This is a genomic window from Pseudomonas sp. NY15354 (assembly GCF_048068075.1).
Taxonomy (GTDB): Bacteria; Pseudomonadota; Gammaproteobacteria; order Pseudomonadales; family Pseudomonadaceae; genus Aquipseudomonas; species Aquipseudomonas guariconensis_C.
The window spans coordinates 195,517-219,809 of sequence record NZ_JBLUPV010000001.1; the positions used below are offsets into that span (position 1 = coordinate 195,517).

The window sequence follows — 24,293 nt, forward strand, 5'->3', positions numbered from 1 at the left end:
GAGTACCGACCGCGGCTGTCATCTCGGGTGGTAGATCTTTCCGGTGGCGTCTTCATAGCTCGGATGGAGTTTGAACGGGCCGGTTTCGCCCAGGAACCGCCGCCACGGGGAAATTTTCTGCATCGGGACCGTTGGCGCAAAGCCTTGACGAGTAAAGCGCTGGACCATGTTGATATCGTAGAGCGTGATCACCTTGTCATACCCATACACAGGACGTCGGAGCACGTCCGCCACGCGCTGCGCGGCTCCGCTCTTGCCGCCTTCGCAGGCCAGCAGGAACAGAGGCACATTCGCATCGACGTCTCCTAGGCGAGGTGCGATTTCCTTGAGTGTGACCTCCAATGGATCAACCATCTTCCCCTTGCTGTTCATCAGATGGCCAAACGGACTGCCGTGGGTCTCGAATGCCTGGTACCCCTTGCCCAGGAAGTTGCTGTGCCAGGACACGTCATGGTCCAGATAGTTTTTCTCGAACAACACTTCGCTGGCATACCACTTACGGACCGGTTTGGTGACAGGAGAGGTACGTGCACGAAGGGCCATCTTGCGAGTGAGCGCCTTCGGCTGGGTCGGCTTTGTCATCATGCTGGTCAAGCTGCTGGCCAGGCCGGTACCGAGGGAGATCCAGCCGAGCACGCTGGCGGCTTGTTCATCCTTGCCGCTGGTTTCCAGCGCGAGGGCGGCGACACCGGTGCCCAAGGAAATGGAGTTGAGCGTTGCCGTTGCGACCGCCAGTATTCCATTGAAGCTGATGATGCCTTTGGTGAACATTGCTGCGATGGCCGGGGCAGCACTGCCCATGCTGGACACAGTGACGGCGAGGCTGATGGCTACGCCCGCAGCGGCCGCCACCCAACTGACCCAGCTATGGCCATCCGGATCGACACGGTTAACCGGATCGCCACCACAGTAGGTGTAGGGGTTGATGCCACCGCGGCCAAACGGGCTTTCGTTGTCGGGGCAGAGGAAACACATCAGCACAGGATCGTAGGGGCGATAGGCGTCTGGGATGATCCAGCCAGTCAGCGGCTCGTGCTGCTCGCCGCAATAGCCGAATGCGGTGTTCCGTGCGGCTGCCGGGTCGGAATCTGCGCCATGGACGCTATATCGACGGCTGTGCAGCTCGGCACCTGCCTCCAGTCGAACGCTGCCCTGGCCATCGCATCCGAGCAGGATGCTCTGCTGTACCCCTTCGGCCACTTTGTTCAACGCAAACAGGGTGGTTCCATCGCTCATCATCTCCACCTGCTCACCTTGATGGAGCTGGTGGGTCAGCTGCGCCCCGCTGTAGAAGCTGCGAATGAGGGTGCCATCAAGCACCCGGTCGCACAGCTGGCCACTGGGGTTGTAGCGGTAATGGCAGGTGCTTTGCTGGTAGCGCACGCTGGTCAGCCGGTCCTGGCTGTTCCACGTCATGCGGCGGCCGAGGCTGTCGTGGACCAGCCGGCCACAGGCGTCGTAGCTTAGATCGATCTTGGCCGGCCAGCTGGGGTGGGTATGGGTTATCGACACGACCTGCGTTGGGTCGGTTTCGGCGAAGCGGAAAAGGGCAGTGTCGTCGGTGCCATCGGCGAAGGTGCTGTGCACTTCTTGCAGGCCATCGACCGCGTTGAAGCGAAAGCGCTGCTCCACGATAACGTTACCAAATGGGTCCTGCGGTGCCATCTCGCCATCGGCGCGGTAGTGCACCAGGCGACCGCGAAGATCATAGGCGAAGTGTTCTTCGGTTTTGCGCCCATCCTCCTGCCAGGTACGTGTGAGCAGTTGGTCGAGGGGGGAATAGACCAAGGTCTGGTAAAAGGTTTGACGTTGTTCCCCCTCGGTCACGCTGAAGGTTCGGCGACTCTCGCGACCCAGGCTGTCATAGTCCAGTTGCACGTTCATAACCCGGTCGCCGACAAGGTCCTCGGTGGTGAGGGTCGCCGGTCGCGAGAGGGCATCGTAGGTGAAGGATGTTCTTGTGCGGTCGGCCTTGATGCTGGCTAGACGTCCGAATGCATCATGCATCCGTTGGTGTTGGATACCTGCTGCATCGGTGAAGCCAAGCAGCAGCCCGTTCAATGAGTATTGCCAGTGTGTCTCGTGTGTCTGGCCGTCGACCGTCCAGATGTCATGTTGCGGTTTTCCAGATGGGGTGAAACGCCATTGTTGACGGCCGAGTTCCCCCTCGGCCTGCGTTGGTTGGTAGTGCCGCTCGTGGTAGGTCAGTCGTTCGCGGGGTTGCCCTGCGACCCTACTGACGATCAGCGCATTGCCTAATGAAGGTTCATAGCGGAAGGCCACGCGATTGCCATCGGCCAGGGTCGTGGCTACGGGTGGCATCTGGCCTGGACGATAGTGGTGGCGGGTTGTACGTCCACCGACCTCGACTGACAGTTGGCGCCCGAGACCGTCGAATGTCTGGTGACCTGCCCGAAGGGGAAGGCCAGGCACCTGCTCCGTTTGCGGGGTGACCATCATGGTTTCGACGTGCGGGCCATTGCTGTGGGCAGCGTAGGTCCATGACAGCACAGTGCCGTCTGCCAGTACGCGTTCGCAAAGGCGGCCGTGGTCGTCATAACGCATGCGGGTGATGATCGCCGGCACGTCGTCTGTCTCTATCCGCTCTTCGATGGTCCTGCCCAACCCATCCCGTACCTGCGTGAGGGTACGAACCCGCTTGCCATCGGGCGTCAAGTGCTGCTGTTCGATCGGATTTCCTGACGAGTCATGGCGTACTGCCAGCTTCCTCCCTACCCATTGTCCTGCCGACTGCCAGTGTTCACTGCGCCGCGTGACAGGGTCGTTTTGGTGGTGATGCTCAATCCCTTCCGGGCTGGTGCTCAGCGCAGGCTGTCCCCAATCGTCGTACACCGTGGTCCAGGTCAAGACCAGTGGCTGGGTGGCGTTCTCACCCAGCCAGTCTTGCTGGGTCTGGCTGACCAGCCGTCCCAAGGCGTCATATTCCTGGCGAGAAACCACCCGGAACGTGCCGGGTGCATGATCGAGGTCCTCCTTTTCCATCATCACGACACGGCCATCGCCATCGAGCCATTGACGCTGTCGGCAACCATGGACATCGGTCTGTTCGATCATGACGCTGCTGTGCAGCGTACTCATGGAAGCGTGGCCGACCACGCCGTCGTGCAGGTGATAGCGGGCGGTGCGTATTGTCTGGAAGGGGGTATCGACAGCATTCGTGGTGCGCACGATGCGCCCGATCACATCGTACTGGTAGCGATTGATCGTTGCATTTCGGTCTCGTTCCCAGGTGGTCTGGCCGGTCAATAGCGACTGTGCGCTGGTTTGGCTTGCGCTGTTCTCGTCATCATTCTCGAAGCCAATGACAGTGGTCTTGATAATCAGTTCGTTTTTCGTGAGCTGGTAGTCGTAACGCGTGGTGGTGGTTTTGCCTCCGAGGTAGGTGACGCTTTGGCGCTCCCGTGCATAGAGGGCTCCGGGTTCGCTGACATAGCTGTGCTCCGTTCGCTGCAGTACCCGATCGTCCTGCACTGCGAAGCATTCTTCGCTAGCGATCACCAGATGCGCGGGCGCACTTTCGAGCAGTGACGGCAATGTCTGGTAGGTGTAGCGGTAGCCGAGGGTAGGCGCTTCGCCCTTGCCGGGGGCGGGTACCACGGTTCTGCATTTCAGATGCCGCACCAAGCCAAGCGAGTCGGCGGGGCAGCCTTCACTGCCTTGGGCGGGATAGTACTCGCTGTATTCCTGGACGCCGTTGGGATAATGGACTTCCACGATGTTGCCGAACGCATCGTACCGGTAGGTGATGATTTCACTGCGAATGGCGTTTTCGCGGCTATGGTCCCGGTAGCAGGTAGTCACCTGATGAGGCAACTGACAGCTGACGGACTGCTGTGGCCACTCGAGTACCGGGTCGATGCCGTAGGTCATCAGAGTGAGGACTTCACACTGGCCGCGTTGGGAGCGTTCTTCGGTCAGCAAATGAAAGTGATTCCAGGTACGGCTGGTTGTGCCAAGCGTTTGACCGAGCGCGTCGGTCATGGTCTCGATGACTTGATACTGATAGTCGTGGCTGGTCTGGTACAGATTGTCCCGGCCAATGTCCCAGACGAATGCCTGGTCGCTGCCGAAACCCAGAAAATTGCTGTCACCTACCCAGGTGTAACTTCGGTTCAGCTCGTTGTGAGGCGCTCCTGCCGAATGCGTCCAGGACGCTACGCGCGGCAGATAGGGGAATGGGCTTCCCGGCGGCAGGTGATGACCTTCCTTGCCTGTTGCCCAGTGCACGATGTCTGTCGAACCCAGGGGGCTGCGTAGTTTGGCGGGTAGCAGTAACCGTGCCTTACGATCGAGCTCAAGGGTGTCGTATTCGATTTCGAAGGAGGGGGCGATATCGGGTAGCTGGATCTGCGTAAGCCGATCGTTGCTCATCAGCAGGCGTAATGTGGCGGACTGCGCTGTACCCGGATTCAACGTCAGATGCACTGCGTCGTCGTTCTTTTCGAGGAGTAGTATTGTGCGCTGCTCATCTCGGATCTGCTGGAGCATGCAGTCGTTATCCCCGAACGGCTGCCAATCAAGAAACAACCGGCGGCCTTCGGCTGAGCGCATTTCCTCGACCAGAAATCGTGGGCTGGATTGCTGCTGGCGGAGTATTTCGCTTTCGCCGTTTTTCTTCTCCACCTTCAGGCTGCCGTCAGCTTGTTGCAACAGTTGCAATGTTTCGAGCTTCTGGTCGAGAAACCTCAAAGGCTGGTCGATGGCAAAGCTGGAGGTGTCCATGTCGATGGCGAACTGTTCACCTGATGTCAGGGTAAGTCGGGTGGTCTCTTGATCGAGGTAAAGCTCGGACAGCCCCAGGTTCCACCCTTGGCCATACCCTCTGTCACTCATCGAGCCGAGTGTGTTGAAGGCCAGGTTTAGCGAAAGCGCGGGGCCGCAGAGGTGATTGGCGGGGGGGAGCGGCAAGACCAAAGCGAGGGTGAACTGGCCGGTGCGGTTGTCCACACCGGTTTTGAGGCAGTCGAAGAAGTTGCTCGCCTGGGAGTGAAATGGAGTATCAGTCATGGGAACTCGTGTCGAGAGATCGGGTGTCGGTGAGCGCGGCTTCAGAAGTTCGTGGTGAAGCCGATTCGCTTGCCGTCATCCGTGGGGCGAAATTTGACCATATGTTCGTTGCCGTGCTGGTCGATGACCGCCCAGACACTTTCGTATCGCTTGCCGATGACCACTCTCTGTCTGACGGTCAATCGTGCATAGAGCAGCGTCATGGCCCCTGGTTTAGCATTCAGCGCGATATGAAACTTGCGGCCCAGGGAATACCAGTGCGGCGGTTTGCCGATATCGAAAGCATGAAGCGTATGGATTTTCGAGATGTAATGAATTTGGCCCACGGTTGTCGTGGAGGTATAGCCTGTGGACTGGATGGAGAAGTGCCTGCCACCGGGACATTTCAGACTTCTGTTGGCCACAATCCGGAAGTTGGGATTAATGAAACGCAGGTACCAGAGATCAAGGTCGTAGTTCTCATGGTCATGCGCATCCTCTCTGTCCAGTTCGAAATGGGTTTCGTCCAGGCGAAGCGGAGAAATCGATTCGATCTCTACCGACGATACGAAGGGGGCCACAAGCGTATCGAACCAGGTGTCGTCATCTTTCTGAATGCGGGCATGAAGCCTACTGAGCGTGCCGCCCGGAAGCGTCGAGGACACATAGAAGTGACGGCGTAGCACCTTGAGCGAGCTACTCAACGATCTGCTCAAGGACCTCGTGTGTATCTGTGGGGGGTGCGCATGGTACTCGAATCGTTCATCGCGCCTGGTGGCCGCTTTCAGACCCGTGTTTGCTGTGTCTGTATGTGTGAGGTCTATAACAGCGCCATCGTCATCAAGTACGAAGAGCCTTAGGCTGTTCAGTGACGCTGAACTAATGGTTTGCCCCTCACGCGCTTCTAGCGTGATGCTGACTTTGACTTGTTGTCGGCCATTGGCATAGAGGCGGTTCGAGTTGGAAGTAATGTCGATGCGGAAGCGTCGGAGCCATTGATTGGCTTGCATTGTGCGGATCACGAGTCTGACCTGTATGGGAATTTCGACTCATTAAAGTGGGCGTTCCGAGCGGCGTGGAGATATATAACTACCGCACTGCAGGCAAGCTGCTGGGTCGGAAACCATTCGACGGGCTCTGTGCCGATTGGCTTAGTCGGATCCAGCAAAGCGGGTTATCGTGCAAGGATTGTTCCTATGCAACGCAAGGAGTGGATGCGATGACGGCCAAGAAAATTCTCATGCTGGTGGGTGATTTCGTCGAGGACTACGAAGTGATGGTGCCGTTTCAGGCGCTGAAGATGGTCGGGCATACGGTGCATGCGGTGTGCCCTGAGAAACTGGCTGGACAGACGGTGCGCACGGCGATCCATGACTTCGAGGGGGACCAGACCTACAGCGAGAAGCCAGGGCACAATTTCGCCCTGAACTTCGATTTCGTGCAGGTGCGTGCCGAGGGGTATGACGCGTTACTGATTCCTGGGGGCAGAGCGCCTGAGTACCTGCGCCTGGATGAGCGGGTGCTGGCGTTGGTCAAGGCCTTCGACCAGGCGGGCAAGCCGATCGCGGCGGTGTGTCACGGGGCGCAGTTGCTGGCGGCGGCAGGTGTGCTGGAGGGGCGTGAGTGCAGTGCGTATCCGGCGTGTGCACCTGAGGTACGGTTGGCGGGGGGGCGGTTTGTGGATATCGCTCTGGACCAGGCGCATGTGGATGGGAATCTGGTGACGGCGCCTGCCTGGCCGGCGCATCCTGCCTGGTTGGCGGCGTTTCTGCGGGTGCTTGGGTAGTTTTTTGGGCCAGGTCCGTGTTGGTGGGTTCATTCATTTGAGTTGTTGACGCTGACTCACCGTTGCGCCCTTACGGCGGGTCACTTTTGCCCAAGAGCAAAAGTAGGTCGCCGTAAGTGCGAAAAGCGCCATCAGCGCCCCCACCAACATTGGATATTCACACGCCCCTCAAAAAACTCAACCTACCTGCTCAACCCAATCATTCAAGTTGTAGTAATTGGTCACCCGAGCAATCTTCCCACAATGGATATAGAAGAACGCCCCCGCCGGCAGCACATACGTCTGCCCATTGGCCGGCGGTAGCCCTTCGTCGTCGGCCAGATACTCCCCATGGACGGTGAACTCCGCCGCCGCGCGACTTCCGTCGGCATTCTGCATGACCACGATGTCCGCCAGACGCTCCCGGTAGCAGCGGTTCATCTTGTCCATGAACGCCGCGAACGCCGCCTTGCCCATCTGCCGCTCACCCTGGTTGATGTCATGAATCACATCCTCGCTGAGCAGGCCGAGAAAGGTCGGCATGTCGCCTGCGTTGAAGGCTGCGTAGTAAGCGTTCACAAGTTCGGTAGCGGTCATGGCAATGTTCCTGTCGTGTACGGGAAAGGGGATGGTTTGGGCCGGATGATAGGGTTTCCCCTCAAGCCCGGCTTAGCCGAGCGCGTCATCCACATCGACAAAACGACCGCTAAGCATGGAAATCCGCCTGTTGCACGGCGCCGCGATTGCGCCTTACATCGATGACCTCGCTCGCCTGCGCCTTTCGGTGTTTCGCGAGTTTCCCTACCTTTATGACGGTACGCCGGAATATGAGGCCGACTATCTCTCCACCTACGCCCGTTCCGGGCGCAGCCTGGCGGTATTGGCCATCGACCAGGGCAAGGTTGTGGGCGCTTCCACGGGCCTGCCCTTGAGTGACGAAACGCCTGAGTTCCAGCAACCTTTCCTGGCGCAGGGGCGTGATCCGGCCACCGTCTACTACTTTGGCGAGTCGGTGCTATTGCCGGCCTACCGTGGCCAGGGCCTGGGTGTGCGCTTTTTCATCGAGCGCGAGTCCTATGCCCACAAGCTCGCTGAATTCGACTACTGCGCCTTCTGTGCGGTCGAACGCCCGGCCGGCCATCCCAGGAGACCGTCGGACTACAAGCCCCTGCATGGCTTCTGGCGGAATCGAGGCTTCCTGCACGAGCCTTCGTTGCGCACTACCTATGCCTGGCGCGACCTCGACGAGAAGCAGGCGTCAGCGAAGATCATGTCGTTCTGGCTCAAGGAACTACCTATATGATCCGCCTCGCCGCCTGCCAGTACGCCATCGAGCTGCATGAGACCTGGGAGGCCTACGCCGAGCATCTCCAGGGCCTGTGCGCCGAGGCCGTCGAGGCGGGGGCGCAGTTGTTGCTGCTGCCGGAGTATGCGGGGCTGGTCCTCAGTGGCCAGTTACCCCCCGAGCAACGGAGCGACCTGAAGGGCTCGATCGCGGGCATCCAGCCGCTGGTCGAACCCTGGATGGCCTTGTGCGAGGGAATCGCCCGGCGCTGGGGAATCTATCTGCAGCCGGGCAGCCTGCCGGTGCGTGAGGCCGACGGCCGCTACCGCAACCGCGCCTGGTTGTTCGGTCCTGACGGCGTGATGGGCTATCAGGACAAACTGATCATGACGCGCTTCGAACGCGAGCAGTGGGACATCGCTGCCGGGGAAGGGCTCAAGGTGTTCGACACCGCCTTGGGGCGGCTGGGCATCCTGATCTGTTACGACAACGAGTTTCCCTTGCTTGCCCGGCACCTGGCCGAAAGGGGCGCCGACTTGATTCTGGCCCCAAGCTGCACCGACACCGAGGCTGGCTATCACCGGGTACGCATCGGCGCCCAGGCCCGAGCACTGGAAAATCAGATCGCGGTGCTACAAAGCCCCACGGTGGGCACGGCGCCTTGGTCGCCGGCGCTTGACGAGAATATCGGAAGGGCAGGACTGTTCGTGCCGCCGGATCATGGTATGCCAGGAGATGGGGTGATCGCACAGAGCAATGAATGGTGCCCTGCAACCAGCCAGTGGCTGATGTGCGAGGTGGATTTGCAGCAGGTGAGGCGGGTGAGGCAGGAAGGGCAGGTGTTTACCCGCAGGGACTGGCCAGAGCAGTTCGACAGAATTGGATAGAACAGTTGCGGCCCCTTCGCGGGTAAGCCCACTCACACAAGAACGCCACTGTTTTCAGGATCAGTGGGCCTCCTGTGGGAGCGGGTTTACCCGCGAAACGGGCGCCGCTGCTACATCAGGCTTACTTCACTTCGACCGCCAGGCTCTGGGCGATCTTGCTTTGCCACAGGGCGGGACCGGTGATGTGCACCGACTCACCGTTGCTGTCCACCGCGACAGTGACCGGCATGTCCTTGACCTCGAACTCGTAGATCGCTTCCATGCCCAGTTCGGCGAAGGCCAGGACCTGGGATTTGCGGATCGCCTGGGCCACCAGGTAGGCAGCGCCGCCGACGGCCATCAGGTACACCGCTTTGTTGTCCTTGATCGCCTCGATGGCGGTCGGACCACGCTCGGACTTGCCGATCATGCCCAGCAGGCCGGTCTGTTCGAGGATCTGGCGGGTGAACTTGTCCATGCGGGTCGCAGTGGTCGGGCCAGCAGGGCCTACCACTTCGTCACCGACCGGATCGACCGGGCCGACGTAGTAGATGAAGCGGCCTTTGAGGTCGACCGGCAGCTCTTCGCCGCGGTTGAGCATCTCGACCATGCGCTTATGCGCAGCGTCGCGACCGGTGAGCATCTTGCCGTTGAGCAGCAGGGTCTCACCCGGCTTCCAGCTGGCGACTTCTTCCGGGGTGATCGCGTCGAGGTTGACGCGACGGGCGCTTGGGCCGGCTTCCCAGACGATTTCCGGGTAGGCGTCCAGCGACGGGGCTTCCAGCTCGGCCGGGCCGGAGCCGTCCAGCACGAAGTGGGCGTGACGGGTGGCGGCGCAGTTGGGGATCATGCAGACCGGCAGCGAGGCGGCGTGGGTCGGGTAGTCCATGATCTTGACGTCGAGCACGGTGGTCAGGCCGCCCAGGCCCTGGGCACCGATGCCCAGCTGGTTGACCTTCTCGAACAGCTCCAGGCGCAGTTCCTCGATGCGGTTCTGCGGGCCACGGGCCTTGAGTTCGTGGATGTCGATGGATTCCATCAACACTTCCTTGGCCATGACCGCGGCTTTCTCGGCGGTGCCGCCGATGCCGATACCCAGCATGCCAGGCGGGCACCAGCCAGCGCCCATGGTCGGAACGGTCTTCAGGACCCAGTCGACGATCGAGTCGGACGGGTTGAGCATGGCCATCTTCGACTTGTTCTCCGAGCCGCCGCCCTTGGCTGCGACGTCGACCTCGACTTTGTCGCCGGGAACGATGGAGTAGTGGATGACGGCCGGGGTGTTGTCCTTGGTGTTCTTGCGGGCACCGGCGGGGTCAGCCAGGATCGAAGCGCGCAGGACGTTTTCAGGCAGGTTGTAGGCGCGACGCACACCCTCGTTGATCATGTCGTCGACGCTCAGGGTGGCGCCGTCCCAGCGTACGTCCATGCCCACACGCACGAACACGGTGACGATACCGGTGTCCTGGCAGATCGGGCGGTGGCCGGTGGCGCACATGCGCGAGTTGATCAGGATCTGGGCGATGGAGTCGCGCGCAGCGGGCGACTCTTCACGCAGATAAGCCTCGTGCATCGCCTGGATGAAATCGACGGGGTGGTAGTACGAGATGAATTGCAGGGCGTCGGCAACGCTCTGAATCAGGTCGTCTTGCTTGATCACGGTCATGCAGCGCGCTCCTCTTAAAGACGGGAACATTCAAAAAGGTTCTTCCGACACAGCCGACCAGCGCGTCGAAACACCTTGCAAGGCGCGCCGGCAGGCAGTGGCCGACGCAAAAGGGCGCGGCAGTATAGCGCGCATCGGTGCCCGGCACACCTGCGTGTGGTCTGGACCAAGGTCGGCAGCGTGCGGGCATCCTTTTTGCTGAATTGCCGGCCAAGCCCTAGAGTGGGCGCAGTGATGTGTGGAGACGTCTCGATCATGCCCGAACTTCGCGTCGGCGAGCAGCGCTGGACCGTGCCGGCCGCCAGCAACCTGCTCGACGCCCTCAATGACGCTGGCTACGCCGTGCCCTACAGCTGCCGCGCCGGCAGTTGCCACGCCTGCCTGGTGCATTGCCTGGAAGGGCAACCCGAGGATGCCATGCCCGAGGCTTTGGACCGCGAGCGACGCGAGCAGGGCTGGCGCTTGGCCTGCCAGTGTCGGGTGAGTGGCGATCTGCGGGTTGCGGTCTTCGACCCGCTGAGCGATGGCCTGCCCGCGCGGGTCTGCGAGCTCGACTGGTTCGGTGACGTCTTGCGTTTGCGTCTTGAGCCCGGGCGGCCTCTGCGCTATCAGGCGGGCCAGCATCTGGTGCTGTGGCTGCACGGCGTCGCACGGCCTTATTCGCTGGCCAGTCTGCCAGGCGAGGACGCGTTCCTGGAGTTTCACCTGGACTGCCGCCTGTCGGGCGCCTTTTGCGACAAGGCCAGGCAACTGGCCGTTGGGGATGAGCTGCGCTTGGGCGAGCTCAGGGGCGCAGCCTTGCATTACGACGCGGACTGGCAGGAGCGGCCGCTGTGGCTGCTCGCGGCGGGGACGGGCCTGGGACCGTTGTGGGGCATCCTGCGCGAGGCGTTGCGTCAGGGGCATCAGGGGGCGATCAAGGTGTTGCATGTGGCGCGCGATGATGAGGGGCACTACCTGGCTGAGGGACTAGAGGCCTTGGCGAGCCGTTATCCACAGCTGGACGTGCAACAGGTGGTGGCGGATCGGGTAGAGGAAGCGTTGGCGGGGTTGCGTCCGTCGTCGCGACAGACCGTGGCGCTGCTGTGTGGCGCACCGGGGAGCGTGGAGCGGTTCGCGCGGCGGCTGTTCATTGCCGGGGTGCCGAGAAACCAGGTGTTTGCCGATGTGTTCACCGAGCATGCTTGAGTGAACAACAGGAGGGGGTTGCCCTCCTGTTGCGATGGGCCGCGTAGCGGCCCCAGGGTCTGACGACATCAGACCAGCGGATCACCTACGTGCAGGATCTTCATGCCGTTGGTGCCACCGATGGTGTGGTAGCTGTCGCCCTTGGTCAGGATCACCCAGTCACCCTGTTGCACCAGGCCGCGCTTGAGCAGTTCGTCGACCGCTGCCTGGCTGACCTTTTCGGCCGGCAACGAGGCCGGATCGAAGGCGATCGGGTAGACGCCGCGGAACAGCGACGCACGGGCCTGGGTCGCGCGGTGCGGCGACATGGCGTAGATCGGTACGTGCGAACGCAGGCGCGACATGATCAGCGGGGTGTAGCCGCTCTCGGTCAGCGCGATGATCGCCTTGACGCCTGGGAAGTGGTTGGCGGTGTACATCGCGGCCAGGGCGATGCTCTCGTCGCAGCGCTCGAAGGTGGTGTGCAGGCGATGGCTGGACTTCTGGCTGGTCGGGTGCTTCTCGGCGCCCTGGCAGACCCGAGCCATGGCCTGGACCGCTTCGATCGGGTAGGCGCCGGCGGCGCTCTCGGCGGAGAGCATCACCGCGTCGGTGTTGTCCAGCACGGCGTTGGCCACGTCCGAGACTTCGGCGCGGGTCGGCATCGGGTTCTGGATCATCGACTCCATCATCTGGGTCGCGACGATCACCGCCTTGTTGTTGCGGCGGGCGTGCTGGATGATCTTCTTCTGGATGGCGATCAGCTCGGCGTCGCCGATTTCCACACCCAGGTCACCACGGGCGACCATCACCGCGTCGGAGGCGGCGATCAGGTTGTCCAGGGTCTCGTCGTCGGCGACGGCCTCGGCGCGTTCGATCTTGGCCACCAGCCAGGCAGTGCCGCCGGCTTCGTCGCGCAGCTTGCGGGCGTATTCCATGTCGCTGGCATCACGCGGGAAGGAGACGGCCAGGTAGTCCAGGTCCATTTCCGCGGCCAGTTTGATGTCGGCCTTGTCTTTTTCGGTCAGGGCCGGGGCGGTCAGGCCGCCACCTTTGCGGTTGATGCCTTTGTGGTCGGACAGCGGGCCACCGATGATCACCACGCAGTGCAGGGCATCGGCGGTGGCGGTCTCGACGCGCATGACCACGCGGCCGTCGTCGAGCAGCAGTTCGTCGCCAACGCCGCAGTCCTTGACCAGGTCGGGGTAGTCGATACCGACGATGTCCTGGTTGCCTTCGGTCAACGGGTGGGCGGTGGAGAAGGTGAACTTGTCACCGATCTTCAATTCGATGCGCTTGTTGCTGAATTTGGCGATGCGGATCTTGGGACCCTGCAGGTCGCCCAGCAGTGCGACGTGGCGGCCATTCTTGGCAGCGATGTCGCGGATCAGGCGGGCGCGGGCCTTGTGCTCGTCTGGAGTGCCGTGGGAGAAGTTCAGGCGTGCCACGTCCAGGCCGGCGAGGATCAGTTGTTCGATCACTTCCGGTGAATTGCTGGCGGGGCCAAGGGTGGCGACGATTTTGGTACGGCGGATGGTCATGCACAGACTCCTATAGTGAAGCGCAGCGAAAGGCTACTCCTGAATATCGCTGTAGTCATTGTTCCGTTGCACTACCTCACCGCGTGTCAGGGTGGCGTTTGAACGGTCGAGGTATGCTTGCACATACGTGTGAAGATTTGCCGCGCCAGGCCGATACACTGTCCATCAAAGGAGATCCCCCATGCGAGCCCTGATCGTTTTAGCCGTCGCGGCCAGTGTCGTCGGCTGCACCCGCTGGTCGATGGACCATCACCTGAACAACGCCTACCGTGCCTATGACCGGGGCGATTGCCAGCGCGTGATGCTGGAGCTGTCGGAGGTGGACCGTACCAGCCGTGCGCGCCCGTTCATCCATCCGGAAGTCTCGATGTTGCGTGGCCAGTGCCTGGAGCGCCAGAAGCTCTACATGGACGCGGCCCAGACCTACCAGTACCTGATCCAGCGTTATCCACAGAACGAGTACGCCTATCGCGCCAAGGCGCGCCTACAGACCCTCGAGCAGCTCGGGCATCTGCGGGGCGAGTCGGCGGTAGCGTCGCCTGCGACCGGTACACCTTGGCGTTAACACCAAGGTGTTCTTGATTTCATGGAAATGCGAAGTCGCGCTGAGCTAATCTGTTAACAAGATGTAACGTTCACCGCCAGTACCTTGTCTTCCTGGCATCAGGTACGGATCGCGCCACGCCATGTTTATCCAACGCCATATAGAACGCCACCAGTTGCCTTGTGTCCTCAAGGTCTACAACCGGTTCACCGACCAGCAGATCGGCTACCTGGGCAATGCCTCCGAAGACGGCATGATGTTGATCAGCCATCTGCCGGTGCTGGTGGGGCCGGATTTCGAATTGCAACTGCGCCTGCCCATGGCCGGTGGCGGGGTGCAGTGCATCAATCTCACCGCCAGTTGCCTGTGGTGCCGTGAAGATCAGACGCCCGGTCACTATGACGCCGGCTTCATGCTGTTGCAGCCGCCGCGGGAGTATGACGACTTCGTCCGGGCGCTGCGAAATTACTTCAGCTTTCGCCCGATCAACGCCTCCGCCTGAGCCTTCGGCAACGCGCCGCATCGAAATCGAGGGTGCGAACCGGCCTGTCAGATCGCTAGACTCTGGTCGACCTTGTTACAGGAAGACCCCGTGAGCTCCAGCATCTTCTGGCACGACTACGAAACCACCGGCATCAATCCACGCTGCGACCGCCCGCTGCAGGTCGCCGGTGTACGCACGGACCTTGAACTCAATGAGATCGAGGCGCCCATCAGCCTCTATTGCCGCCCCAGCGACGATATCCTGCCGCATCCTGCCGCCTGCCTGGTCACCGGCATCACGCCCGCGCAACTGGAGCGTGATGGCCTGTGCGAAGCCGAATTCATGACCCGGGTCCACGCGCAACTGGCCCGTCCCGGCACCTGTGGCGCGGGTTACAACACCCTGCGCTTCGATGACGAAGTCACTCGCTACAGCCTCTACCGCAATTTCTTCGAGCCCTACGCCCGTGAGTGGCAAGGGGGCAACAGCCGCTGGGACCTGATCGACGTGGTGCGCACCGCCTATGCCTTGCGCCCGGAGGGCATCGTCTGGCCGCAGCAGGATGGCCGCACCAGTCTGCGCCTGGAACTGCTGAGCAAGGCCAACGGCATCGACCATGGCCACGCCCACGAGGCGCTTTCCGACGTACGGGCCACGATCGCCCTGGCTCGCCTGATTCGCCAGAAGCAACCCAAGTTATATGACTGGTTGTTCCAGTTGCGCAGCAAGCACAAGGTGATGGAGCAGATTCGTCTTTTGCAGCCGCTGGTACATGTATCCGGCCGTTTCTCTGCAGAGCGTAATTATCTGGGTGTGGTATTGCCATTGGCCTGGCACCCGCGTAATCGGAATGCACTGATTGTGTGCGACCTGCACCTGGATACCTTGCCGCTATTGCAAGAGACCACAGAAACATTACGACAACGTTTGTATACCCGGCGTGACGAATTGCCTGATGGACAATTACCCGTTCCGCTGAAGTTGGTGCACATCAATCGTTGCCCGGTCGTGGCGCCGTTGTCGGTATTGCGCCCTGTAGATCAGCAGCGGCTGAGTCTGGAGATGTCGCTGTTGCAACGCCGTGGGGAACACTTGGCCGAGCAACAGCCTATTTGGCAGGAAAAGCTCGAGGGCATTTACAGCGGCGATGAGTTCGCGCCCAGTGAGGATCCTGAGCAACAGTTATATGACGGTTTTCTGGGGGACCGGGATCGTCGCCTGTGTGAACAAGTGCGCACCCTCGAACCTGCGCAATTGGGCCACGGGCACTGGATGTTCGATGACCCCAGAATGTCGGAGCTTTTATTCCGTTACCGGGCAAGAAACTTCGCCGACACCTTGAATGCCGAGGAGCGGCAACGCTGGTTCTTGTTCTGCCAGCAGCGCTTGAGCGACCCGCGCCTGGGCGCGCCCAACACGCTGGGTGATTTCGAGCAGGCTTGCCAGAGCGCCTTGGCGACGGCGGACGCTGCTGGAAGAGGTGTATTGGAGGCCTGGCAGGCCCATGTCCAGCGGTTGAAAACGCAGTATCAACGCTAGGGCGGGGAGCCCAATAAAAAACGCCGGCAATGTGCCGGCGTTTTTTATTGGGCGTGCAAGAGGCAGCCTGTGGTCAATCAGTCCAGCAGGGTTGCCCAACCTTCAACCACGTCGCCACCCCATTTGGCTTTCCATTCTTTCAGGGTTTTGTGGTTGCCGCCTTTGGTTTCGATCACTTCGCCATTGTGCGGGTTCTTGTATTGCTTGACCTTGCGAGCACGCTTGGTGCCAGTGGTCTTGGTCGCACCGCGTGGTGCTTTGCTCAGTTTGGACTCTGGATCCAGCAGGGCGATCACGTCACGCAGGGACTTGGAGTATTCGCCCATCAGTGCGCGCAGCTTGCCTTCGAACTCCAGTTCTTTCTTCAGTTTGTCATCTTGCGACAGGTTGGCCAGGCGGGCCTGAAGTTCTTTGATGGCTTCTTCGGTAGCGCGGTATTCGTTGATCAGGGACATGGAGTGGTCCTTAGTGCAATGTTCAAGAGAAACAGTTCGGGCCAATAATAGACAGGCGATACTCTCAAGTAAACAATTAAAAAGGCAATAAACTGTTAATTGGCGTGGGACACTGCAGGCATTTGGTTAAGAAAAATTTACATATCGTCTGACAAATTCATCATTTCCTACGTGAGCGGCTCAATTGGCACGTTTGCCCCTCGCGTCTCGCGTGTGTGTACTGTAGCGGAGGCAATCATTACTGCGTTTTTCCTGGCAGGCCGCTAGAATGTGCGCCTTTGCGAAGTTTCCGGAGTCTCCTTCATGCGCACCTATCGACTGGTGATTGCCTGCCCCGACCGTGTCGGCATCGTGGCAAAAGTCAGTAATTTCCTGGCCTTGTACAACGGCTGGATCAACGAAGCCAGCCACCACTCCGATGAGCAGAGCGGTTGGTTCTTCATGCGCCATGAGATCCGCGCCGAATCCCTGCCATTTGGCATCGAAGCGTTCCGCGAGGCGTTCGCGCCGATCGCCGAAGAGTTCTCCATGACCTGGCGGATCACCGACTCGGCCCAGAAGAAACGCGTGGTGCTGATGGCCAGCCGCGAATCCCACTGCCTGGCCGACCTGCTGCACCGCTGGCACACCGACGAGCTCGATTGCGACATCCCCTGCGTGATCTCCAACCACAACGACCTACGCAGCATGGTCGAGTGGCACGGCATTCCGTTCTTCCATGTGCCGGTCGATCCGAAGGACAAGCAACCGGCCTTTGCCGAGGTCTCGCGTTTGGTCCAGGAGCATGGGGCCGACGTGGTGGTGCTGGCGCGCTACATGCAGATCCTGCCGCCGCAGCTGTGCCAGGAATACGCCGAAAAAGTCATCAACATCCACCACAGCTTCCTGCCCTCGTTCGTCGGCGCCAAGCCGTACCACCAGGCGGCGCTGCGCGGTGTGAAGCTGATCGGCGCGACTTGCCACTATGTCACCGAAGAGCTGGACGCCGGTCCGATCATCGAACAGGACGTGGTGCGCGTCACCCACGCCGACAGCATCGAAGACATGGTGCGTTTCGGTCGTGACGTGGAGAAGATGGTCCTGGCCCGCGGCCTGCGCTATCACCTGGAAGATCGCGTCCTGGTGCATGGCAACAAGACCGTGGTGTTCGACTAAGGCCGACGGCGGGCGACGCGATGGCTGACCCTCGCGACAAGGCCGCGGCCCAGGTGCCGCCGACCGTGGGCGAGGGTTGCCTCGCCCGCTTCGATCTCCAGGCCTTGGGCGACGAAGTCGGCACTCCCTTTCCGGGGGCGGCCGAACTTTGGCGCCAGCTCAACCCGCCTGTCGACGCCAGCGCTCCAGCAATGGACGCGCCAGCAGGCAGACGAACACCGGGCCCCCGGCGATCAGATAGAAATAGTAGGTGACCGCGCGCCAGATCAGGATCGCCGCGGCCGCCGTCGAGCTGCCCACCAGCGGGGCCAGCAGGCTCGCTGAGGTCAACTCGGCGGCCCCGGCGCCGCCTGGCAGCAGGCTGAACTGCCCGGCGCTGAGCGACAGGATCTGCACCAGAAAGCTCGGGATCCACGAAAGCTCCACTCCCAGCCCCCGCAGGACCAGGTACAGCACGCTGTAGCGCAGGCTCCAATGCACGCAGGTCAAACTGAAAACCAGTAGCAGGATGCGCTTGGGCAGGCGCCAGGTGTCTGTCAGGGCATGGACGAAACGCAACAGTTTGCGCGCCCACCGCCATCTGCGCCGCGCCGGCACGCCTAGCCGGCGTAGCAGCCGGCCGTTTAGCCGCATCGCCGCGCGCCGGTAGCGCAGCAACGCAAGAATTCCCACCAGCGCCGAACACAACAGCAGGGCACTGCCCAGCAGCATGCTCTGTTGGGTGTGCCCCAGGCTGTGGAACAGGGCATAGCCTGCAATCGACAGCATCGCGCAGAAGAAGAACACCAGATCGTTCAACTGATCCATGGCGAACACCGCGCCGCTGCGCGCTGGGCCGATGCGTTCGCGCGCCAGCAGCGCCATGAGGGTCAGTGGCCCACCACTGCCGCCCGGCGTGGTGCAGATGGCGAATTCGGTGGCCATGACCACCCCCAGACTGCGCACCCGACCGAGCCGGGCACCTTGCTGGCCGAGCAACAGACGCAGGCGCACGGCATTGATGACCCAGCACAGCAGGATCATGCCCAACAGCACCGCCATCAGGCTCGGGGCGAAGGCGCGCAGGCGCGTCAGCAGATCACTGCCACCGAGCAAGGTGGGGACCAGCAACGCCAGCAACAGCGCCAAGCCCAGCCAGCCCAGGCGGTTCATGCCTGGGCCTGTCGCGCCAGCCAGGCGGATTTGGTCAACGGTTGGCGGCCTTGCGCCAGCAGCGTTTGCAGGGTCTGTAGCCAGTATTCGCGAGCGGCACGATGGCGCATGTCCACAGGATGCAGGCCCAGGCGCAAGGTGGGCGCGTTGCGCCAGCGACGACCTTGCCAATCGCAGATCATTCGCGAAAGCCCTCGTCGCCAGGCACTGCGGGCGCTCCACACCAGCCCCGGGGCCTCGATGGCGGTGAACTCCGGCAGGCGATAGAGGTGTTGGGGTGTGCTGGTGTAGCGCAGCGGCAACCGGCGCAGAGCCTGGCGAGTGCCCTCGCTCATCAACCAGGCTGGAGCGACGAAGCCGGCCACGGGCCAGCCGTGGCGGTCGAACACTTCCAGGCCCGCCTCCAGGCGCAGCAAGGCCTCGGCCTCGTCTAGCCCATAGAATTCGCCTTCGTAGGTGTAGATCCTGCGCATGAAGAATTCGCGGGCGCTGCGCGGCGCTGGCCCGTCGTCGGCATGGAAGTAACCGTGCAGGGCCAGTTCGTCGCCCTGGGCCAGGCGTCGCTCGAGCAGGCGGCAGAAGGTCGGCGAGCGGGACAGGGGGTTGCGGTGGTGGAAGTCCGGTACGACCAGCCATGTCATGGGCACGTTGCCCAGGCGGTCCACGGCTTGGACGAACGGCTGGTAGTCCGGCCAGGTTTCGGGCGCGACGTCGTGCAGCACCAGCATCAGGCTGCGCGGCGCGGCGTCTGCGTCAACCATGGGCGCGTACCTGCGGCTGGTGGCCGAGCACGGCCTGGTAGTGTTCCAGCAGGCCATCGACCACACGGTCCCAGGCGTAGTGCTGCTCGACATGGCGACGCGCCTGGGTGCCCAGCCGACGTACACCGGCCTCGAAGGTTTCGCGTACGGCGGTTGCCATGGCGTGGGCGTCGTTGGGCGTGCACAGGCGTCCACAGCGTTCATCGATGATCTCGCTGAAGGCGCCGGCACGTACGGCCACCACCGGCAGCGCGCTGGCCATGGCCTCGAGGATGACCAGGCCGAAGGTTTCCTGATCGCCCGCATGCACCAGCAGGTCGGCACTGGCGAACAGGCGAGCGACCGCTTGAGGAGGGCAGAAATGGTCGATGACGCTGACGTTGTCCGGCACGTTGGCAGGCATGTTCGAGCCCACCAGCAGCAAATGATAGTGGCGGCCCAGGCGTGTCATGCAGTCGAGCAGCACCGGTAGGTTCTTCTCCCGCGAGCCACGTCCGGCGAATACCAACAGGCGGGTGGTGTCGGGGATTCCGAGCTCGGCGCGCAGGCCTGGATCCCGGTGTTCGGGGTTGAAGGTACACAGGTCGACCCCCAGGCGCTGTACATGCACGTCTTTGACGCCTAGCCGACAGAGTTTGTCGGCCATCACCTGGCTGGGAGCCAGCACCCGGTCGAAGTTTCCATACAGTTTGCTGACATAGGCCTCGACGTTCGGGGTGAACCAGTTGCCCATGCGGTTGCTCACCAGCAGCGGCAGGTCGGAGTGGTAGAAACCGATCACCGGCACGTCGAGCTTGCGCCGCGCCTCGAGGGCGGCCCAGGCCGTGAGGTAGGGGTCGCCGACTTCGATCAGGTCAGGTTGCAGGCGTCGCAGCACGTTGCACCAAGGGGCCAGGCGCACCGGAAAGCGGTAGCCGTTGCCAAAAGGCAGAGGCGGTGCTGGCACCTGGTAGATGCCGTCGGCATCGGAGGCGCTGGCGCCGGGGATCAAGAGGCTGTGACGCACGCCATGCCTGGCGTCGAGTCGGCGATGTTTGGCATCAAGATAGGTACGTACGCCGCCGCTGGCCGGGGCGTAGAACATGGTGATGTCAGCGATGTGCACGATCAGCATCCCTCCGGGATCGTCTTCGGGTCTGTCATCGGGCTGCGATGAGCAGGCGATGACGCGCCTAAAGGTTGACCTTACTGAAGGATAGTTTGTTCGATCGGAGGGAGGCAGCGGTCAGCCTCAAGCTTCAAGCTGCAAGAATCAGCGGTGCCCCGCCGGCTTTTCTTGCTGCTTGAAGCTTGCCGCTTGAAGCACTAGATGCGGAAGCTGCCGACCAGATGCTTGAGGCGGGTGGCTTGCTGTTCCAGGTCCGAGCAGGCGCGCAGTGTGGCCTGCAGGTTCTCGACGCCTTCCTGGTTGAGCATGTTGATTTCGTTGATGTCCATGTTGATCGAGTCGACCACGGCAGTCTGTTCCTCGGTGGCGGTGGCCACCGACTGGTTCATGCCGTCGATCTCGCCGATACGCACGGTCACGCTGTCCAGGCGCTCGCCGGCCTGGTTGGCGATTTCTACGCTGTCCTGGCTGTGGCGCTGGCTCTGGCCCATGGTTTCGACCGACTCACGGGCGCCGACCTGCAGCTCCTCGATCATGTTCTGCACTTGCTGCGCCGATTCCTGGGTGCGGTGGGCGAGGTTGCGCACTTCGTCGGCGACCACGGCGAAGCCGCGGCCAGCCTCGCCGGCACGGGCAGCTTCGATCGCCGCGTTGAGCGCCAGCAGGTTGGTCTGCTGGGAGATGCTGGTGATCACCTCGAGGATCTGGCCGATGTTGACGGTCTTGTTGTTGAGCGTCTCGATGTGGGCGCTGGAGGTGACGATCAGGTCGGACAGGCGATTCATCGCCTCGATGTTGCGCTCTACCACCTGCTGGCCTTCTTCGGCCAGCAGGCGCGCCGAGGTGGCGTGCTGAGAGGCCTGGGCCGCATTGCCGGCGATCTCCTGGGCGGCGGCGCCCAGCTCGTTGATGGCGGCGGCGACGCTGTTGGTGCGGTTCGCCTGCTCGTCGGAGTTGGTCATCGACGAGTTGGAGGCGCTGATTACCCGCAGGGCCACTTCGTTGACTTGCTCAGTGGCCGAGGACACTTCGCGGATCGAGCCGTGGATACGCTCGACGAAGCGGTTGAAGGCTGTGCCGAGGATGCCGAACTCATCGTGTTGGTGGATCTGCAGGCGCTTGGTCAGATCGCCTTCACCCTCGGCGATGTCCTCCATGGCGCGGGTCATGGTGTGCAATGGCTGCATCAGCACGCGGATCAACAAGCCCAGCAGGGCGATGATGATGACTACCGCCACGATCGTCGCGATCACCGCCGAGGTACGGAAGGTGCTGAGCATGGCGAAGGCTTTGTCTTTATCCACCGACAGGCCGATGTACCAGTTGGCCGAAGGCAGCCCCTTGATCGGGGTGAAGGTCAGCAAACGTGCCTTACCGTCGGACTCGACTTCGGTCAGCTCGCCGGAAAGCTTGGGCGTTTGCTGTGGGAACAGGTCCGACAGGGACTTCATCACCAGTTCCTTGTCCGGGTGCACCAGGATCTTGCCTTGGTCATTGACCAGGAAGGCATAGCCCATGCCGCCGAAGTCCAGCGAATTGATGATGTCCACAAGGCCATCGAGGGCCAGGTCGCCACCGACCACGCCGACGCTGGTCGAGACCTTGCTGAGGATGCCGATGACCATCTTGTTGGTGGTCAGGTCGATGTAGGGTTCGGTCAGCATGGCGCCGCTGGCGTTCATGCCGTCCTTGTACCAGGGGCGCACGCGAGGGTCGTAGCCATCGGGCATCTTGGAGTCGGGGCGTACGCTGAAGCCGCCGTCGACCTTGCCCAGGTAGACGGTGAGGAAGCTCGACAGCAGAGCCTGTTGGCCCATGAAGGTTTCGGCATTGGCCGGATTCTGTGCGATGTTCTGCGACAGGTTTTCCACCAGCTTGATTCGGCCATCGAACAGGTTGCGAATGTTGGTCGAGGTGGACTCGCCCATTTCAGCCAGATAACTCTCCAGATCGGCGCGAATCGCATTACGCTGGAGATAGTCGTTGTAAAGGGTGAACAGGCTGAAGGCGAGTATCACGATCAAAGACGCCGCCAAGAGAATCTTGTGGCTAAAACGTAGGCTTTTGTTCATGGCGTGGTCCGCTAAGGTTTTTATCGGGTCGTTCGCACGAAGGCAGCTTGAAAACAGTGCAACAATCGCCGGAGGTCCTTTTCGGGATGTTTCTGTTTTTCAGAGTGAGTATCACCACGGGGTATCGGCCGTTAGGCGGCAAAGCTTGAATAGAGGATGAAAGAAGATGTCGGATACTTCGCAAATAGTTGTAGGGGCGGGGCCTGATGGCCAGCCAGTGAGCCAAGCCATGCGCCTGGCCAACCGCCATGGGCTGGTTGCCGGTGCCACAGGGACGGGCAAGACCGTGACCCTGCAACGCCTGGCCGAGGTCTTCAGCGATGCGGGTGTTGCGGTGTTCGCCGCTGATGTGAAGGGCGACCTGTGTGGCCTGGGGGCGGCGGGTGCCCCCCAGGGCAAGGTGGCCGAACGTATTGCCGGGATGCCATGGCTGGGGCATCACCCTCAGGCTTATCCCGTGACCTTGTGGGATATTGCGGGGGAGTCGGGTCATCCCTTGCGAACGACGCTCAGCGAAATGGGGCCTCTGCTACTGGGCAACTTGCTGGAACTGACCGACAGCCAGCAGGCCGCGTTGTACGCGGCGTTCAAATTGGCCGACCGCGAAGGGCTGTTACTGCTGGACCTCAAGGACCTCAAGGCGTTGCTTGGGCACCTGAAGGACAACCCGCAATTGCTGGGTGAGGACAGTGCGTTGATGACCACCGGCTCTACCCAGGCCCTGCTGCGTCGCCTGGCGACCCTGGAACAGCAGGGCGCTGAGGCCCTGTTCGGCGAGCCGGCCTTGCAACTGGAGGACCTGTTGCGCCCGGACCGCGACGGGCGAGGGCGTATCCACTTGCTCGATGCCAGTCGGCTGGTCCATGAGGCGCCGAAGGTCTATGCCACATTCCTTTTGTGGTTGCTGGCCGAGCTGTTCGAGCAGTTGCCCGAGCGCGGCGATGCCGACAAACCGGTGCTCGCGTTGTTCTTCGACGAGGCGCACCTGTTGTTCAACGGCACTCCCAAGGCCTTGCAGGACCGCCTCGAGCAGGTGGTGCGGCTGATCCGCTCCAAAGGCGTAGGGGTGTATTTCGTCACGCAGTCGCCAGGGGACTTGCCCGATGCGGTGTTGGCGCAGTTGGGTTTGCGTATCCAGCATGGGCTGCGTGCGTTCACCGCCAAGGAGCAGAAGTCGCTCAGGGCCGTGGCTGACGGTTTCCGCCCCAATCCTGCGTTCGATGCACTTGCTGTGTTGACCGAGTTGGGTATAGGCGAGGCGCTGGTGGGTACCCTGCAGGATAAGGGCACGCCGGAAATGGTCCAGCGGGTACTGGTGGCGCCGCCGCAATCGCGCATCGGGCCATTGACCGAGGCCGAGCGCAGGGCGCTGGTTGCAGCTTCGCCATTGGCGGGGCGTTATGACAAACCGGTCGACCGTGAGTCAGCCTACGAGATGTTGACCGCTCGCAAGGGCGAGCCGGTAGAGCCCGCGCCGCAGCCCAAGGCCGATGAGGAAAGCTTTGCCGACAAGGCCGGCGAGTTTTTGCAGAGCGCTGCGGGGCAGGCGATCAAATCGGCGGTGCGTCAGGCGGCCAATCAGTTGGGGCGCCAGTTGGTGCGTGGGCTGATGGGTTCGCTGCTGGGCGGCAAGCGACGCTAGTCAGTCACGGGGCACGGAGAAACGGAAATACATGAAAAAGGCGCCAGAACAGACTGTGTGAAAACACACTGACAGGCCTTAGAC

19 protein-coding genes and 1 pseudogene are annotated in these 24,293 nt (G+C 61.7%); 9 read left to right on the plus strand and 11 right to left on the minus strand.

Annotated elements, in window-relative coordinates; all coding sequences use genetic code 11:
* Positions 1-18: 18 nt before the first annotated feature.
* Together ACNFCH_RS00910 and ACNFCH_RS00915 are read right to left on the minus strand one after the other, a co-directional pair.
* On the minus strand, positions 19-5,028 hold the full coding sequence (locus ACNFCH_RS00910) for an RHS repeat domain-containing protein (protein ID WP_416742096.1): 5,010 nt from the start codon (positions 5,026-5,028) through the stop codon (positions 19-21).
* 41 nt (positions 5,029-5,069) lie between these two features.
* Positions 5,070-6,017, minus strand: a complete 948-nt coding sequence (locus tag ACNFCH_RS00915; protein ID WP_416742097.1) for a hypothetical protein — start codon at positions 6,015-6,017, stop codon at positions 5,070-5,072.
* A 209-nt stretch (positions 6,018-6,226) separates the two neighbouring features.
* On the opposite strand from ACNFCH_RS00915, the gene ACNFCH_RS00920 reads away from it, so the two are divergent.
* Entirely contained in the window at positions 6,227-6,793 is a 567-nt protein-coding gene (locus ACNFCH_RS00920; RefSeq protein WP_070092394.1) for a DJ-1/PfpI family protein, read from the plus strand.
* A 177-nt stretch (positions 6,794-6,970) separates the two neighbouring features.
* On the opposite strand, the gene ACNFCH_RS00925 is transcribed toward ACNFCH_RS00920, so the two are convergent.
* Positions 6,971-7,369: a nuclear transport factor 2 family protein gene (locus tag ACNFCH_RS00925; protein WP_337157853.1), complete on the minus strand. Its 399-nt coding sequence runs from the start codon at positions 7,367-7,369 to the stop codon at positions 6,971-6,973.
* 115 nt (positions 7,370-7,484) lie between these two features.
* Between ACNFCH_RS00925 and ACNFCH_RS00930 the strand changes: the two genes are divergently transcribed.
* Together ACNFCH_RS00930 and ACNFCH_RS00935 are read left to right on the plus strand one after the other, a co-directional pair.
* Positions 7,485-8,075, plus strand: a complete 591-nt coding sequence (locus tag ACNFCH_RS00930) for a GNAT family acetyltransferase (RefSeq protein ID WP_337157852.1) — start codon at positions 7,485-7,487, stop codon at positions 8,073-8,075.
* Complete coding sequence (locus tag ACNFCH_RS00935) at positions 8,072-8,944, plus strand: carbon-nitrogen hydrolase family protein (protein WP_337157851.1); 873 nt, start codon at positions 8,072-8,074, stop codon at positions 8,942-8,944. Before ACNFCH_RS00930 ends, ACNFCH_RS00935 begins: the two co-directional genes overlap by 4 nt.
* Positions 8,945-9,065: 121 nt before the next feature.
* On the opposite strand, the gene ACNFCH_RS00940 is transcribed toward ACNFCH_RS00935, so the two are convergent.
* Positions 9,066-10,589, minus strand: a complete 1,524-nt coding sequence (locus tag ACNFCH_RS00940) for a fumarate hydratase (protein WP_070094654.1) — start codon at positions 10,587-10,589, stop codon at positions 9,066-9,068.
* A gap of 255 nt (positions 10,590-10,844) precedes the next feature.
* On the opposite strand from ACNFCH_RS00940, the gene ACNFCH_RS00945 reads away from it, so the two are divergent.
* Positions 10,845-11,777 (plus strand): iron-sulfur-binding ferredoxin reductase, encoded by a 933-nt coding sequence (locus ACNFCH_RS00945; RefSeq protein ID WP_337157850.1) that lies wholly within the window; start codon positions 10,845-10,847, stop codon positions 11,775-11,777.
* A 68-nt stretch (positions 11,778-11,845) separates the two neighbouring features.
* On the opposite strand, the gene pyk is transcribed toward ACNFCH_RS00945, so the two are convergent.
* Positions 11,846-13,297, minus strand: a complete 1,452-nt coding sequence (gene pyk / locus ACNFCH_RS00950; protein WP_196163092.1) for a pyruvate kinase — start codon at positions 13,295-13,297, stop codon at positions 11,846-11,848.
* 181 nt (positions 13,298-13,478) lie between these two features.
* Between pyk and ACNFCH_RS00955 the strand changes: the two genes are divergently transcribed.
* The 3 genes from ACNFCH_RS00955 to sbcB all read left to right on the plus strand — a co-directional run bounded on the left by ACNFCH_RS00955 (position 13,479) and on the right by sbcB (position 15,864).
* Positions 13,479-13,862, plus strand: coding sequence for a tetratricopeptide repeat protein (locus ACNFCH_RS00955; RefSeq protein WP_196163093.1), 384 nt, complete (start codon positions 13,479-13,481; stop codon positions 13,860-13,862).
* 121 nt (positions 13,863-13,983) lie between these two features.
* Complete coding sequence (locus ACNFCH_RS00960) at positions 13,984-14,343, plus strand: PilZ domain-containing protein (RefSeq protein ID WP_196163094.1); 360 nt, start codon at positions 13,984-13,986, stop codon at positions 14,341-14,343.
* A gap of 90 nt (positions 14,344-14,433) precedes the next feature.
* Complete coding sequence (gene sbcB / locus ACNFCH_RS00965) at positions 14,434-15,864, plus strand: exodeoxyribonuclease I (RefSeq protein WP_416742098.1); 1,431 nt, start codon at positions 14,434-14,436, stop codon at positions 15,862-15,864.
* Between the two features lie 77 nt (positions 15,865-15,941).
* Here sbcB and mvaT read toward each other — a convergent pair whose 3' ends face one another.
* Positions 15,942-16,319, minus strand: a complete 378-nt coding sequence (gene mvaT / locus ACNFCH_RS00970) for a histone-like nucleoid-structuring protein MvaT (protein WP_070094648.1) — start codon at positions 16,317-16,319, stop codon at positions 15,942-15,944.
* Between the two features lie 303 nt (positions 16,320-16,622).
* Here mvaT and purU point away from each other — a divergent pair, with 303 nt between their 5' ends.
* The gene (gene purU / locus ACNFCH_RS00975; RefSeq protein ID WP_070094647.1) at positions 16,623-17,474 is read left to right on the plus strand and encodes a formyltetrahydrofolate deformylase; all 852 of its coding nucleotides are present in this window, start codon (positions 16,623-16,625) and stop codon (positions 17,472-17,474) included.
* A gap of 159 nt (positions 17,475-17,633) precedes the next feature.
* Here purU and ACNFCH_RS00980 read toward each other — a convergent pair whose 3' ends face one another.
* From ACNFCH_RS00980 to ACNFCH_RS01000, 5 genes and pseudogenes are all read right to left on the minus strand, one after another.
* Complete coding sequence (locus tag ACNFCH_RS00980; RefSeq protein WP_337157848.1) at positions 17,634-18,626, minus strand: lysylphosphatidylglycerol synthase transmembrane domain-containing protein; 993 nt, start codon at positions 18,624-18,626, stop codon at positions 17,634-17,636.
* Positions 18,623-19,387, minus strand: coding sequence for a DUF2334 domain-containing protein (locus tag ACNFCH_RS00985; RefSeq protein ID WP_416742099.1), 765 nt, complete (start codon positions 19,385-19,387; stop codon positions 18,623-18,625). Before ACNFCH_RS00985 ends, ACNFCH_RS00980 begins: the two co-directional genes overlap by 4 nt.
* Positions 19,380-20,501 (minus strand): glycosyltransferase family 4 protein, encoded by a 1,122-nt coding sequence (locus ACNFCH_RS00990; protein ID WP_416742100.1) that lies wholly within the window; start codon positions 20,499-20,501, stop codon positions 19,380-19,382. Before ACNFCH_RS00990 ends, ACNFCH_RS00985 begins: the two co-directional genes overlap by 8 nt.
* 191 nt (positions 20,502-20,692) lie before the next feature.
* The gene (locus ACNFCH_RS00995) at positions 20,693-21,457 is read right to left on the minus strand and encodes a methyl-accepting chemotaxis protein (protein WP_372340684.1); all 765 of its coding nucleotides are present in this window, start codon (positions 21,455-21,457) and stop codon (positions 20,693-20,695) included.
* Between the two features lie 93 nt (positions 21,458-21,550).
* Positions 21,551-22,567, minus strand: a pseudogene (locus tag ACNFCH_RS01000) (cache domain-containing protein); the annotation flags it as partial.
* Positions 22,568-22,733: 166 nt separating this feature from the next.
* Here ACNFCH_RS01000 and ACNFCH_RS01005 point away from each other — a divergent pair.
* A complete protein-coding gene (locus ACNFCH_RS01005) occupies positions 22,734-24,209 on the plus strand; it encodes a helicase HerA-like domain-containing protein (protein WP_416742101.1) in 1,476 nt (491 codons plus the stop codon).
* Positions 24,210-24,293: the final 84 nt, after the last annotated feature.